General features: G+C 67.9%; 13 protein-coding genes. 9 read left to right on the forward strand and 4 right to left on the reverse strand.

The genetic code is table 11. The features are described 5' to 3' along the window. The first annotated feature begins 301 nt into the window (after positions 1-301). Entirely contained in the window at positions 302-1,060 is a 759-nt protein-coding gene (locus tag AC1DKD_RS31345; RefSeq protein ID WP_035865453.1) for an IclR family transcriptional regulator, read from the forward strand. 6 nt (positions 1,061-1,066) lie between these two features. Here AC1DKD_RS31345 and AC1DKD_RS31350 read toward each other — a convergent pair whose 3' ends face one another. Continuing rightward, the gene (locus AC1DKD_RS31350) at positions 1,067-3,928 is read right to left on the reverse strand and encodes a hypothetical protein (RefSeq protein WP_477144126.1); all 2,862 of its coding nucleotides are present in this window, start codon (positions 3,926-3,928) and stop codon (positions 1,067-1,069) included. Between the two features lie 199 nt (positions 3,929-4,127). Here AC1DKD_RS31350 and AC1DKD_RS31355 point away from each other — a divergent pair, with 199 nt between their 5' ends. The 7 genes from AC1DKD_RS31355 to AC1DKD_RS31385 all read left to right on the forward strand — a co-directional run bounded on the left by AC1DKD_RS31355 (position 4,128) and on the right by AC1DKD_RS31385 (position 11,763). Beyond that, positions 4,128-4,862, forward strand: coding sequence for an IclR family transcriptional regulator (locus AC1DKD_RS31355; RefSeq protein ID WP_477104598.1), 735 nt, complete (start codon positions 4,128-4,130; stop codon positions 4,860-4,862). Between the two features lie 67 nt (positions 4,863-4,929). After that, entirely contained in the window at positions 4,930-6,519 is a 1,590-nt protein-coding gene (locus tag AC1DKD_RS31360; RefSeq protein WP_477144127.1) for an OPT/YSL family transporter, read from the forward strand. A 52-nt stretch (positions 6,520-6,571) separates the two neighbouring features. Then, a complete protein-coding gene (locus tag AC1DKD_RS31365; RefSeq protein WP_441635957.1) occupies positions 6,572-7,756 on the forward strand; it encodes an aminotransferase class V-fold PLP-dependent enzyme in 1,185 nt (394 codons plus the stop codon). A 34-nt stretch (positions 7,757-7,790) separates the two neighbouring features. Then, positions 7,791-8,546, forward strand: coding sequence for a dipeptidase PepE (gene pepE / locus AC1DKD_RS31370; protein ID WP_441635959.1), 756 nt, complete (start codon positions 7,791-7,793; stop codon positions 8,544-8,546). A gap of 103 nt (positions 8,547-8,649) precedes the next feature. Continuing rightward, positions 8,650-9,798: a porin gene (locus tag AC1DKD_RS31375; protein ID WP_441635961.1), complete on the forward strand. Its 1,149-nt coding sequence runs from the start codon at positions 8,650-8,652 to the stop codon at positions 9,796-9,798. A 198-nt stretch (positions 9,799-9,996) separates the two neighbouring features. Continuing rightward, a complete protein-coding gene (locus AC1DKD_RS31380; RefSeq protein WP_477144128.1) occupies positions 9,997-10,956 on the forward strand; it encodes a DUF1177 domain-containing protein in 960 nt (319 codons plus the stop codon). Between the two features lie 120 nt (positions 10,957-11,076). Next, on the forward strand, positions 11,077-11,763 hold the full coding sequence (locus AC1DKD_RS31385; RefSeq protein WP_477104603.1) for a hypothetical protein: 687 nt from the start codon (positions 11,077-11,079) through the stop codon (positions 11,761-11,763). Between the two features lie 28 nt (positions 11,764-11,791). Here AC1DKD_RS31385 and AC1DKD_RS31390 read toward each other — a convergent pair whose 3' ends face one another. From AC1DKD_RS31390 to AC1DKD_RS31400, 3 genes are all read right to left on the reverse strand, one after another. Further along, positions 11,792-12,778 carry a rhodanese-like domain-containing protein gene (locus AC1DKD_RS31390; RefSeq protein ID WP_441637616.1) on the reverse strand — a complete coding sequence of 329 codons (987 nt, stop codon included), beginning with the start codon at positions 12,776-12,778 and terminating at the stop codon, positions 11,792-11,794. After that, positions 12,771-13,157, reverse strand: coding sequence for a hypothetical protein (locus tag AC1DKD_RS31395; protein WP_477144129.1), 387 nt, complete (start codon positions 13,155-13,157; stop codon positions 12,771-12,773). The genes AC1DKD_RS31390 and AC1DKD_RS31395 overlap by 8 nt, the downstream gene beginning before the upstream one ends. 151 nt (positions 13,158-13,308) lie before the next feature. Beyond that, complete coding sequence (locus tag AC1DKD_RS31400) at positions 13,309-13,461, reverse strand: hypothetical protein (RefSeq protein ID WP_441637620.1); 153 nt, start codon at positions 13,459-13,461, stop codon at positions 13,309-13,311. A 139-nt stretch (positions 13,462-13,600) separates the two neighbouring features. Between AC1DKD_RS31400 and AC1DKD_RS31405 the strand changes: the two genes are divergently transcribed. Then, positions 13,601-14,125 carry a cupin domain-containing protein gene (locus tag AC1DKD_RS31405; RefSeq protein WP_477144130.1) on the forward strand — a complete coding sequence of 175 codons (525 nt, stop codon included), beginning with the start codon at positions 13,601-13,603 and terminating at the stop codon, positions 14,123-14,125. The last annotated feature ends 251 nt before the right edge of the window (positions 14,126-14,376 follow it).

A 14,376-nucleotide genomic window follows, 5' to 3' on the forward strand; every position in this document is an offset into this window, starting at 1 on the left:
CCTCGGTGGCTTTGCGGCCACTTACCTGCTGGGCTGGCTGAAGGACACCTTCCATAGCCCAAGCGCGGGCCTGATCCTGTTTGCGGGCTGCCTGCTGGCGAGCTGCTTCCTGGTGCTGGCGATGCCGGCCAAGGTGGTCAACCGGTAAAGCCTGTACGGCGAACGCTTCGCCGAGAACGGCGGACGGCACCTGTGGGTGCCGTCCGCCGTTTTTGCATGAATCCGCAGCAAACCCCGCGCAGACATTGAGCCCCACGCCGCTTATCCGTACCATGCTGCCCATGCAAAGCAGGAAATTCGTATGACTCTCAAGACTCTGGACGGCGCGCTGGCCTTGCTGACCTACTTCACCGTGCGCCAGCCCACCTGGGGCGTGCGCGAGCTGGCCAAGCACAGCGGGGTCCATCACGCGGTGGTGCATCGGGTGCTCGCCACCTTCGCCGCCAATGGCTTCCTGGTGCAGGACGCGGTCAGCGGCAAGTATTCGCTGGGGCTGCGGCTGTTCGAACTGGGCCAGGTGGTACGCAAGACCTTCTCGCCGGCGGAAGTGGTACAGCCGGTGCTGGAAAAGCTCGCCGAGCAAAGCGGCGAGACGGTGTTCCTGTCGTGGCTCGATGGTCACGAGGGGTTGTGCGTGGGCATGGTCCAGAGCCAGCACCAGTTGCGGTTCTCGATCGAGCTGGGCCAGCGCTTTCCCTTGCACGCCGGTGCGCACGCCAAGGTGATCCTGGCCTTCCAGGACGATGCCTTTCGCGCCCGCGTGCTGGAGAATGCCCGCGACCAGGCGCAGCCCGCGCTGGCCGCGCCCGATCCCGCCGTCATCGAGCCGCAGCTGGCCGAGATCCGCACGCAAGGCTGGGCGCATACGCGCGGCGAGGCCGCCGCCAGCGTGGCTGGGCTGGCCCTGCCGTTATGGTCGCGCGACCACACCGAGGTGGTCGGCTCGCTGGCGATTGCCGGCCCGCAGCAACGCCTGAACGAGGAATCGGTGCCGCGCATGCTGGATGCGCTGCGCGAAGCGAGCCGCCGGCTGGAAGAGGTGGTGGGCTTCGGACGCTGAGCGAGCCTAGTGTAGCCATAGGGCGTGCGCCACCGCATCGCCCTGCGCCCCGCCGCCGAAGACGCGCTGGCCAATGGCGAAGCCCAGCTCGCGGTAGCTCTCCCACTGCGCCTCGTCGAAGAACTGGTCGCTGGTCGGCTCCTGCGGGAACCCGGGATGGCCGGCGCCATACTGCTGCACATCGGCCGGCGCCGAGCCAATCATGCAGGGCTTGAGCAAGACGATGCGCGATACCGGCCGGCGCGTGGCAGCCGGGTCGGCGGCACGAAAGACGTTCAGCAGGATCGCGCATTTCTCGCTCGACGCCTGTCGCGCCGACGGCAGGAAATCCGCCGGCGTGCCGAACGCGTTGCCGAGCACATCGTCACCGGCGGCCGCGGTATCMACCACTATCTCCAGCTCCATGTCGATGCGCGCCAGCCGGATCAGGTTGGCAAGATCGCCAAACTGGTATTGGGGATCCGCCCCGCAATCGCACAGCACGATCAGCGTCACGCCGCGCTCGGGACGCAGCAGCTCATACACGGCCGTGTTCTCGAAATGGCCGCCGTCCGACAGATACTGCCAGCCGCGCCGCGTGCCATGAAAGCGCGCGCTCAGCTCGCAGGCCAGGTAGTACTGGGTGCGGAACAGCGTGATAAAGCCGCCCAGCCAGGGCAACCCGGCACGGTCCGCCTGCACGCAGTCGCGGTCGGCGCCGCCGGCGCGCGGCGCGCTGCCGGCATCCAGCGGATACGACGGCCACCAGGTGCCCAGGCGGAGGTTGGCCAGCCCCAGCAACAGCGACGTGCCCAGCGTGGTGGAACGGCCCAGCCCGGTGGAGATCGCCGCGCCGGAGGTAGCGATCCAGTCGCCGAGCGTGCGCGACTGCGACAGCTCGCTGCCGCCCGCCTTGTGCGTCTCCGGGTAATACAACTGCCCGTCCACGGTGAAGCGCACGAAGGAATCGGCGGGCACGGCGCGCGTGGCCGTGGGCGGCAACATGAAAGGCCCGGGCGCGATGCACAGCGGCTTGCCCTTGCGGTCGCGCTGCACCAGTTGCTCGGCGGGATCCACGGTGAGGTTGAGCGTGACGTTGATCAGGTGCAGCGGCGCCAGCATGGCGGGATCGTAGTAGGTGTTCAGGCTGAGCGCATCGCCGGCCTCGGGCTCGGCCACGCTGAGCCTGGCACGCTGGCTGGCGTGCTGCTGCGCCGGTGCCGCCCCGCTGCCGGGCGCGAAGCGCTGGCCGTTGGAGCCGCCGAGGTAGGCGCGGGTCAGGCGGGYCGAATAAAACTGCTGCAGCGTGGACAGGTTCAGGAAGCCGGCGAAGCGCCCGGAAATCAGCGTGAGCCCGAGCGCCAGCGCGCTCAGCACGGACAGCACCGGCGCGGTGTAGCCCGTGCCGAACACCAGCCAGTCGACCGGCTCGCGCCCATTCCACCTCACCCACAACACCAGCCACGACCACATGACGAAAACCAGCATCGCCACCACGGCGGCGGCGATGCCGGCCAACAGCGACACCGGCAGCCGCGACAGCCACGTCCCCCCCTTGCCATCGCTGCCCTTGCCATCGAGCAGGCCCGCGCCATAGCGGATCAGCCAGACCAGGCCACCCAGCATCCCCGCCGGACCGAGCGCGCCCCAGGGGTGGCCCGTGGCCTGCGTGTAGAGGTAGAAGGTACGCGCCACGGTATCCGCCACGCCCAGCGCCGCGAGCCACAGCGCCACGCCGACGGCACGGCTCAGCACGCGCGTGGCACGCACGCGGTAGGCCTGCACGGTGGCAGGCTGGCTCCGGCACAGGACAAAGCAGCATGCCACGCCCAGCAAGGTCAGCACCGCGATGGCCAGCAGCAGGCAAGACACTACCAGCCCCGGCCCGAGGTTGTGCAGCCAGGCGGCCAGCCCCAGCATGACAACGCCAGCCAGCGCGGCAAGGCGCGTGGCGAGGCTATCGAAGCGCAACGCCGGCCGCCCGTCGCCGGCGCGCGGGTAGACCAGCCAGTAAGCCAGGCCGGGCGGCACCGCGAACAGCAGCAGCGCGGCCAGCGGCAGCCATAGCAACTCGCTCCACCAGATCGCCAGGCCGCCCTCGTTGAACACCTGCCGCGCGTCGTGCAGCAGATCCATCTCATGCCGCCCCAGGTCGAGCCAGGTCCCCACCGCGAGATGGCGGGAAAGGGCCAGCAATGCCAGCAGCAACAGCAGCGCGCTGCCGATCACGTATTGCATGGCAAACCAGTTGCGCACCATCAGCGACGCCGCGTAGAGCGAATCGCCGGCGCCGGTGGGCGTCAGGTAGCGCCCGTTCTCGCGCAACCACGCCACGGCGGCGCGGCCGGGGTCGGCGGCGTAGGACACCGAGGAGCGGATGCGCCCCGGCGGCTCCTGCCGCAGCGTGCGGTAGGCAAGCGCGGCGGCCTCGGGCGGCGTCGTTCCCGGTTTCAGGCGGCCGGGCACGAACAGGCTGCAGAAGAAGGCGCCGAGGTAGCCGCCGCCGCTGACGGTGGAGAGGTAATCGAACTGGCCAAGCAGTGCGGTGGTGGCTGGCGGGGGCGCGGTGAGAGCAGGCGCGGGGCCATCGCCTTCCTGCACGGCGTCCTGCATGACATCCGGCATGGCCGCCGCCGTAGCGGCCTGCCCGCCGTCGCGCTTCACGTCATGCAGTGTCGCGCCGGGCGCGCCGGCCACCGGCGGCGGCGGCGCCTTGGCCAGCGCCTGCATCACGCCCAGGCAGAAGGTGGCGCTGCGAATCCCGCCGCCGGAGAGCGCCACGGCCCAGTTGCCGTCGCCATCGCGGATGCGCCTGGCAATGCCGAGTTGCCGGCGCCGGCGCGCGATGCGGGCCAACTCGTCTCCGGAAGCCTGGTCTTCGACTGGCATGCCGATCCTCCCTTGCAGATCCCCGCCCAAGTATAGGCGGCGCCACGGCGTGGAGAAGGCCGCACGCCATGTGCCCGGGAGCCTGCCCGCCCGGTGTTTACCCTGATTGTTCAGCCTCGCATCGAGGCCTAGCATTTTACACATACAGAGACACTGTCTCTTATATAGAGACACAAAAACCGCAACACCGACTGCTTCCATGCTCAAGACCCTGAACGGTGCCCTCGGCCTGATGACGCACTTCACCGTGCGCCAGCCAAGCTGGGGCGTGCGCGAACTCGCCAAGCACGCCGGGCTGCATCACGCCGTGGTGCATCGCGTGCTCGCCACCTTCGCCGCCAATGGCTTCCTGGTGCAGGACGCCGCCGGACGCTATGGCCTGGGCCTGCGCTGGCTGGAACTGGGCCAGGCAACCCGCAACACCTTCTCGCCCAGCGAAGTGGTGCAACCCGTGCTGGAAGCCCTGGCCGCGCAGAGCGGCGAGACCGTCTTCCTGTCGTGGCGCGATGGCTTCGAGGGGCTGTGCACGGATATCGCCCAGAGCCAGCACCAGTTGCGCTTTTCCATCGAAGTGGGCCAGCGCTTCCCGCTGTTCGCCGGTGCCCATGCCAAGGCCATTCTGGCCTACCAGGACGAGGGTTTCCGCGGCGAGGTGTACCGCGCGGGCGGCTTGAAAGACGAGGCAGTGGACGCACTGGAAGCGCAACTGGCGCGCATCCGCCTGGACGGCTGGGCGCATACCCGCGAGGAAGCCGCCGCCACGGTGGCCGGGCTGGCCGTACCGCTGTGGTCGCGCGACAGGCGCGCGGTGGTCGGCTCGCTCGGCATCGCCGGGCCGCTGCAAAGACTGGACATACAGGCCGTACCCCGCCTGCTGGACGCAATGCGCCGGGCCAAGGGGCCAATCGAGGAGGTTGCCGGTTTCATCCGCTAAATAAAACGTGCGGAGAACACTGGCAGGACAGATGATGAAAGGTAGAACCATGGAAGCCCCGGCAGCAATGAACCCACCCCTGGCGGCAACAGCCGCCACCCGCTCGCGCATCACCGAACCCTTCCTGCTGCTGGTCACGGTAGGGCTGTCGGTGTTCGGCGCGATGATCGGCATGCAGCTGATCGTCTCGCTTGGGATCTCGGCCAATACGTCGATCATCGGCGCGCTGATCGCCATCGTGTTCTCGCGCATCCCGCTGGAAATCACGCGGCGCTTCCGTGTGCTGGAGCGCCAGAACCTGGTGCAGACAGCGATTTCCTCGGCCACCTTCGGCGCGGCCAATTCGCTGATGATCCCGCTTGGCGTGCCCTACGCCATGGGCATGCCGGAGCTGGCCACGCCGATGCTGATTGGCGCGGTGATCGCCATGTTCGTCGATGGCGCCATGCTGTATTTCCTGTTCGGCAGCAAGATCTTCCCGGCCACGGGCACCTGGCCGGCGGGCATTGCCACGGCGGAGGCGATCTGGGCGGGCGACCGCGGCGGACGCAAGGCGGCCTTCCTGGGCCTGGGCATCGCGGTGGGCRTGGGCGGCGCGTGGTTCGGCATTCCGATGTCGGCCTTTGGTGCGGCCTTTCTCGGCAACCTCGCCGCGCTGACCATGTTCGGCCTGGGGCTGCTGACGCGCGGCTACTCGGTGCCGCTGCTCGGCATCGACATCGCCAAGGCTTATATCCCGCATGGCCTGATGATCGGCGCCGGGCTGGTAGCGCTGTTCCAGGTCGCGCGTGAAATCCACAAGTCGCGCAACGCCCTGGCTGCCGACGAGCGCACCATCGAGGTCCCGGCGTCGCGCGCCAGCCGCATCCTGTCGGGCGGCTTCCTGGTCTACCTGGCTATCGCGCTGCTGATCTCGGTGCTGGCCGGCCATGTTTCCGACATGTCGCTGGGCATGCTGGTCGTGTTCGTGCTGTACGCGGCGTTCGCCGCCTATGTGCACGAGCTGATCGTCGGCATCGCCGCAATGCATTCGGGCTGGTTCCCGGCCTTCGCGGTGGCGCTGATCACGCTGACCATCGGCATCCTGATCGGCTTCCCGCCGACCGCGCTGGCGGTCCTGGTGGGCTTCTCCGCCGCCACCGGCCCAGCCTTCGCCGACATGGGCTACGACCTGAAGACCGGCTACCTGCTGCGTGGCGAAGGCCGCGACATGGAGGCGGAACTCGCCGGGCGCAAGCAGCAGTTCTTCGCCRCCATGATCGGCTTCGCCGTCGCCGCGGTGGTGGTGATCGTGTTCCACGGGACCTTCTTTTCACAGAACATGCTGCCGCCGGTGGACCGCGTCTACGCCGCGTCGATCAAGGCCGGCTCCTCCGCCGAGATCGCACGCAACCTGGTGATCTGGGCCATTCCCGGCGCGCTGCTGCAGTTGCTGGGCGGCTCCAGGCGCCAGCTCGGCATCCTGCTTTCCACCGGCATGCTGATCGCCTCGCCGCTGGCCGGCTGGGCGGTACTCGCCGGCCTGCTGATCCGCTTCGTGCTGCTGCGCCTGCGGGGCGAGCGCGATATCGCGGCGATGAGCGCCTTCGCCGGCGGCGTGATCGCGGGCGATGCGTTGTTCAGCTTCTTCGGCTCCGTGACCAAGCTGCGCAAGTAAGCGCTGCCAACGCAAGAAGCCCCCTTTTTCCTGCACGACCCCGAGACGTTTCATGGATATCCAAGCAATCCGCGCCGACACCCCGTTGACGGCCTCCACCATCTACCTCGATACCGCGGCGGCCTCGCTGCCGCCGGACGCCGTGCTCGACGAGGTGCGCGCCTATCTGCTCGATACCGGCCACGTGGGCATCTACCTGCCGGCCTTCCGCAAGGCCACCTACGCCCGCGTGGAAGCGGTGCGCGCGCAACTGGCCGGCCTGCTCAACGCCGGGGCCGACGAGATCGCCTTTACCAAGAACGCCACCGAGAGCATCTCCATCGTGGCGCGCGGCATCGCGTGGCAAGCGGGCGACGAAGTGCTGGTGGCCGACACGGAAATGCTCAGTAACCTGCTGCCGTGGAAGCGCCTGGAGCAGACCCACGGCATCGTGGTGAAGATGGTGGCAGCCGATGCACAGGGGCTGCTGTCTCCCGGCAGCTTTGCCGCCGCCGTGACGCCACGCACTCGGCTGCTGACCTTCTCGCACCTGCCCAACTCCACCGGCGCGGTGCAGCCCGCCGCCGCCATCTGCGCAGTGGCGCGCACGCACGGCGTGCTGTCCCTGGTCAACGCCGCGCAAAGCGTGGGCATCCTGCGCTCCGATGTGCAAGCGCTGGATTGCGACTTTCTGGCCAGTTGCGGGCGCAAGGCGCTGCGCGCCACCGAGGGCTCGGGGTTCCTCTATGTACGCCGCGCGCTGATCGAGTCGATCGAGCCTGCGCTCGTTGGCTGGTGGAACGGCAGCTATGACCGCGCCACCGGCGCGTTGTCGCTGGTGCCGGGCGCACGCCGCTTTGAAGCCGGCTGCCCCATCGTGCCCGCCATCCTCGGCCTCGGCAGCGCCATCGGCTATGCGCAACGCATCGGCGTCGACGCCATCGAAGCGCGCGTGCGCAACCTCACCGCGTACGCCGTGCAGAAGCTCTCCGCCATCCCCGGCTTCGAACTCTATGGCCCGGTCAACGCCGCCGACCGCATCGGCATCGTGCCCTTCAACGTGCGCGGCGTGGACCCGGCCCGCATCGTGGCCGCGCTGGAACAGCAGCAATGCATCATCGAAGCGGGCAACTTCATGGCCGATGCCATCCTGGCACGCTACGGCGTCTCCACCATGGCGCGGGTCTCTCTGCACTACTTCAATACGCATGAGGAAATCGACCGCGTGGCCGAGCTGATCGCCGCCGCCGTCGCCTGAGCCTTCCTTCACGACTGAACAACCGGAACCTGACATGAATCAACGCATCCTGCTGATGAGCAGCTCACGCAAGGACAACCTCGGCTACCTGGAACATGCCGACGCGCAGATCCACACCTTGTTGAAGCTCGAGCCACGCAAGGTCCTGTTCGTCCCCTTCGCCGGCGTGAGCTTCAGCTTCGACACATATGAAGGCATGGTCAAACCGGTGTTCGAGCGCCTGGGCTACGCGCTCGAGTCCATCCATCACAGCGCCGACGCACGCCGCGCGGTGGAACAGGCCGAAGCCATCGCGGTGGGCGGCGGCAATACCTTCGCCCTGCTCAAGCGCATGTACGACGCCGACATCGTCGAGGCGATCCGCGCCAAGGTGCGGGCCGGCACGCCCTACGTCGGCTGGAGCGCCGGCAGCAACGTGGCTTGCCCGACCATCCGCACCACCAACGACATGCCCATCGTGCAGCCGCCCTCGCTGCGCGCGCTGCGCCTGGTGCCATTCCAGGTCAACCCGCACTTCATCAGCGGCAAACCCGCCGGCCACAATGGCGAAAGCCGCGAAGAGCGCCTCGCCGAGTTCCTGCACATCAACGCGCCAGAGCAAGTCTTCGCGCTGCCGGAAGGTTCGGCCCTGTTCTCCGATGGCAGCAACGGCAAGGTGCTGGGCGAGCGCCATGCGCTGCACTTCACGGCCGAGGGCCAGGTAGAGACGCTGCGCGAAGGCGAGACCTTCCCGCTGTCGCGCATCACCGGACCGGCCGGCATGGACGGCTGGCAAGACTTCCGGACCTGACCTCCCGCGCCGCGCGGCGCGAAACCCCACACGCAATAGCACCGGACGCAGGGCGACAGACCCCTGCGCGGGCCCCCTTTTACCCTTGGAGGAGAAGAACAACATGACAAGCAAGCACTGGCTGGGTGCGCTCGCCCTGAGCCTGCCCGCCGCCGCGATGGCGCAGGACGGGCTGACGCTGTACGGCGTCATCGACACCGCGCTCACCTACCAGACACACTCGGACCCCAGCGGCAACGCGCAGACCGGGCTGCAACAGGGCGGCGAAGGCTTCCTGTCCGGCAGCCGCTTCGGCTTCAAGGGCAATGAAGACCTGGGTGGCGACCTGTCGGCGGGCTTCGTACTGGAAAACGGCTTTCTCGCCGACACCGGCAAATTCGACCAGCAGGGCCAGCTGTTCGGCCGCCAGGCCTATGTGCGGATCGGCAGCAAGCGCTACGGCGAACTGGCACTGGGCCGGCAATACACCACGGCCAACACCATGCTGTACTACGTTGACCCGCTTGGCGTTGGCGCCGCGCCGTCCAATGCGTGGATGGTCTACCTGACCGGCCAGCGCTACGACAACGCGATCAGCTACACCGGCAACTACGGCCCGGTGTCGGTAATTGCGGAGTACGCGCTGGGCGAGACCGCCGGCAAGGGCTCGGCGATGTCGTCCATCTCGCTCGGCGTGAAGTACGCATCGGGGCCGATCGTGGCCGTCGGCGATTTCCAGCAGACCCGCGACAACATGAGCCGCGCCGCGCGCATCTACCTGGCGGGGCTGAAAGCCTCGGCGGGCCGCGCCAGCCTGTTCGCCAACTACATCCACAGCGACCGCGACGCCGGCTTCGACTCCTCCAAGGGCGGCACCGACACCGCCACCATCACCAGCATGTCGACCGCCGCCACGGCCACCAACCGCGCGGCCTTCAACTCGGTGTTCGGCGGCAGCCGCCACGATGATTTCTTCACCGTGGGCGCCAACTACGCGGTCACCCCCGCGGTCACCCTGACCGCCAGCGCGATGCACGACCGCACCCGCGCCGACGCCTTCAGCGGCAGCCGCACCACCGCCTACGGCGTGGCGGACTACGCCTTCAGTAAGCGCACCGATGTCTACCTGGCGCTGGCGTACGACTGGGTGCGCGGCGACTGGTCGGGGCTGTTTGGCAACGGCACGACCAACTGGACCGGCGGCAGCGGCAAGACGCTGGATGGACGGAACAACCAGACGACGGTGATGCTGGGGATGCGTCACTTGTTTTAAAGGCGCGGTGCGCGGGCGTCGCGCAGGTTCGGATGCGCACGGCGAAGCATGGCGAGCGCCCGCCCTCTCCCCCGGCTGGGGGTGAAACCACCTTTGCCTCCAAGCCCCTGAAGTTGACCTTGACCTTTAATTTTTGAATTTTGACGTTGAAGTTGAAGTTGAAGTTGGCTTCAACCAAACCCCATCAAGGAGAACCCCATGTCCCTGCAGCAAACCCTGGTCATCCACGAAGCCCTCGATAGCCCCGCCGCCAACGGCACGGTGATACGCGAACTGTTCGACGCCTACACCGCCACTGGCGTGACAGTGGAAGTCGCCACCGTCAACAACGCCCCCCCGGAAAGCACAGAGAACACCACCGACTTCATCACCATCGTCATCCCCGGCAAAAACGGCAAGCGTAACGGCGGCAAAGCACCTACGCTCGGCGTGATCGGCCGCAACGGCGCCATCGGCGCCCGCCCGGAACTGGTCGGCCTGGTATCCGACGCGGACGGACCGATCGGCAGCCTGGCGGTGGCGCTCAAGCTGGCGCAGATGAAGCACAAGGGCGACCACCTCGCCGGCGACGTCATCGTGACCACGCACCTGTCCACCAACGTGTCGATGCAGCCGCACGATCCGGTGCCCTTCATGGGCATGCCGGTGTYGTCCGACACCATGAACGATTACCAGGTGCTGCCGGAGATGGACGCCATCCTGTCGATCGATGCGTCCAAGGGCAACAGCATCATCAAGCAGCGCGGCTTTGCGATCTCGCCGACGGCCATGCAGGGCTATATCCTGCGCGTGAGCCCCGACCTGGTGGCAACGATGGAGTCCACCACCGGCTGCCCGGCGGTCACCTTCCCGATCTCGCAGCAGGACATCACGCCCTACCATAACGGCCTTTATCACTTCAACAGCATCATGCAGCCGCACGTGGCCACCGGCGCGCCGGTCGTTGGCGTAGCCTTGACGGCGCGGTCGGTGGTCTCTGGCAGCGCCACCAGCGCCAACCACGAGATCGACATTGCCGAGGCCGTACGCTTCTGCGTGGAAGTCGCCAAACGCTTCGGCAACGGCAAGTGCCAGTTCTTCAACGCGGTGGAATGGGACAAGATCCGCGCGATCTATCCCGACATGACAGTATTCCAGCGCGCCGGCACCGCGCGCTGAGACCCGGCGGGGCGGCGCTCCCATGTGCGGCAGGCAACACGCGGGCATTTTCAGCGGACGCGCTTCGGTGTATGGTTGCGCACCTGACGCAGTCCCCGCCCTAGCGGCTATTCTTGCAACATGCTCCGCCTGAACGACCCCGAAAGCCACGCGCTGTCCCGCTGCCTGTACGCCCTCGCCGCCTGTGCGGCGCTGGCCGCGCTGCCCGGCTGCGAGCGCAATGAACCGGCGCCGGCCGCCCCCGCGGCGGCAACTGCCTCGGATGCGCAGGCCGCTCGCGCCGACGCCGCCGCCCAGCCGGACGACACGCCCGTCTTCGCCCCCGCGCCGCTGGCCCGCCCGCTGGTGGCCCTGCGCGGCCTGAGCAGCATGGCGGACGTCCAGGCCGCCTGGGGCAAGCCACCCGACATCACGCCCAACCAGGAAGAATGCGGTACGGCGCTCGATGAAGAGCAGCTGATGGACTACCGCTATCCGGATGCGCTGATCGAAGTGGGCCGCAGCGGCGACGCCGTGATCCGCGCACTGCATGGCATTCCGGCCGGGCTGACGCTCAAGCTCGAAGGCCATGACATCACCGCGGCCTCCACGCTCTCGCAGATCAACGCGGCCCTGCGCAAGAACCCGCACTGGAAGATGGCCGAAGCGCCGGGCAAGGTGCGCAGCCCCGCCGACCGCGATGAGGATGACCCGCTCGAACAGCTCGCCTACACCACGCTCTACACGCTGGATGGCGACGGCGACCAGTACCGCCTGTACTTCCTCGGCGAGCGGCTGGTGGGCTACGCCTACTGGGTCGGCTGCTGACCCGTCGGCCAACTGGCCTGGCGGCGGACTAGCGCAAAGCGCCAGGACCGCCCGCGTGTGGCGTGAGCGCCGCCTCGGTGCTATCTTCGGCAGGGTCCGGTGTCACTTCGCCATGCAACCGCTTCCACTCGTCGAAGCCGCCGGCCAGCGCCCAGGTATTGGCGTAACCGGCGGACTTGAGCCGCTCTGCCAGGATTGCGGCCGACACCTCGTTCGGACACGCGCAGTAGATGACGATGTCGGTCGTGCGTGGATGGTCGGAGAGCAAGGCCAGCGGTGCGTTCAGGTCAATGGTCATGGCGCCGGGGATGCGTTCGTCCGCGTCGCTGCGCACATCCAGGACCAGCGGAAAGCGATCGCCGTGGCGACGCGCCTCCAGTTCGCTTACCGACATGCGGGGCACGAGGCGCGTGCGGCGCAGCAGGCGCACGCGGCGCCAGAACTTCCACGCCACGAAGGCCGCGAACCCAGCCACCAGCACCATCACGGCCACCGGGCCATACGTGCTGAACGTGCTCAGGATGACCTCGACGAAATCGGTGAACACCGCGCCCACCAGCAACGCACCGCCGGCCCACACCAGCGCGCCGAGCGCGTCATAAAACAGGAAGACGAGGAAAGGCGTGGACGTCATGCCGGCCATGGCCGTGGACAGCGCGCCGGCGCCAGGCAGCAGCTTGGCGAACACCAGCGAGCGCGGACCCACCCGCAGGTASAGCGACTGRGTCTGGCGGATACAACTGTCGGGAGAGATCGACACGCGGCAAATGGTGCGCAGCATGGGTTGCCCGAGGCGCTTGCCGGCGAAGTACCAGGCCGTGTCGGCAATCAGGCAGGCCAGGATGACCGCCGCCAGCACCGCGCCCAGCGCCGGGCCGCCCTCGCGCATGCCGAGCGCGCCGGCGACGAACAGCATGGGAACGGCCGGCACGGGCAGCCCGGCCTGCTCGGCCAGCACATTGAGAAACACCAGCATGACGCCGTGGCTCTCCAGCAAGGACTGCAACTCACCCACACCGATCTCCCGCGCTTGCGCGCCTGCGCTGTTTCCGGCGGTCCATGCCGGCCAGCTTTTCCGCACCGTCCAGGAAGGGATCGACCTTCCGTGCCGGGTCGGAGGAAACGCCAGTCCGGTCCAGGCCGGACAGCTTCCGCGCGCCGTCCGTGAACGGATCGGGCTTGCGCGTCCGGCTGGCGTCGGCGCCGGACGCGGCCGGGTCGAGCCGTGCGCCATCGCTGTACACATTGAAGCGCGAGGCATGGAAAACGTAACCATAGCGGTCCGCCGCCACGGGGCTGTCCTTCGGGCCGGTGGCTTGTGCGGGAGCCGCCATGGCGGCAAATCCGGCAAGAGCGGCCGACGTCATCAACAACTTGAGGCAATGGTTCTTCATGATGGTCTCCTTCTGGCGATCGGCGGATCGCCGCTGGCTTGCGGGGAGGCAGCGCATCGCGCCGCTCCGGCCGCACGTGAATCGCGCGGTTAGACCAGATACGCCGCGCAGCGCGGCGTGGATGCAAAGAAGAACGTAGCGGGCGCGGACGTCAGGCAAGCCGCGCGCCGGCGGCTTCAGCCATGCCGTCCATGCGCCGCATCACGCGGCCGCCAGCCGGTCGCCGCCGGTCATCGAAGGCGATGGCCACTACCTGGTCTATCCGGCGCACCGGCGCAACGACGAAGCGGTGCGCGCCGCGCATGGATCGCCCGGCGGCGAATCCTGCCGCGCCCTGATCTGGCTGGCGGGTGGCAACCGCCTGATGGCGCCATGCGTTCCGGCCTGTTGCCTGTCGCACCCGCGTGCGGGCATCATGGCGCCTACCTAACCCGGAGCCCCGCATGTCTGCCCCACCTGCCTCGCAAGACCAGTTGATCCAACGCTTTGGCTTGCAGCCGCATCCGGAAGGCGGCTACTACCGCGAGACCCACCGCGATGCGGCGCGCGTGGCACGCGAAGGCACAATCGGCGGCCCCGCCACCCATGCCGCTTCCACTGCGATCTACTACCTGCTGTGCGACAACGCTTACTCCGCCTGGCACCGCATCCGCTCCGACGAAGTGTGGCACTTCTACGCGGRCAGCCCGCTCGACGTACACGTGCTGGAGGACGGTGGCGGCCTTACCACGCACCGGCTGGGCAACGCGCTCGCGCAAGACGACGCGGTTTTCCAGGCCGTGGTCAAGGCGGGCTGCTGGTTCGCCGCCGAGCGCAGCGATCCGGCCGGATTCTCGCTGGTAGGCTGCACGGTGGCGCCGGGCTTCGAGTTCAGCGAGTTCGAGCTGGCCGACACCGACAGCCTGCTGGCAACGCACCCACGGCACGCCACGCTGATCGCGCGGCTAGCGCCGGCTGCGCGGCGCTAGGGCGCAGTGGCTTCACTGCCTTGGTTTGCCATTCCGGGATTCCGGATACGAAATACGTGTCAGCGCCACGAAAGGCGAAGCCAGAAGCTTGCGGCACAACGGCATAGCGAGCGCCAAACATTCGATATCCGATGGCCAAAACAACAGCGCAGCCGCCGAACAACGATTCGGTGTAGCCGTGTTTACCGCCCGAGGGGCGGCAAACACCGACCCGCGATGCGAAGCGAGCCGTCAAGGTGTACCAGGCCGTA

This window comes from Cupriavidus sp. 05T313, from assembly GCF_056396665.1.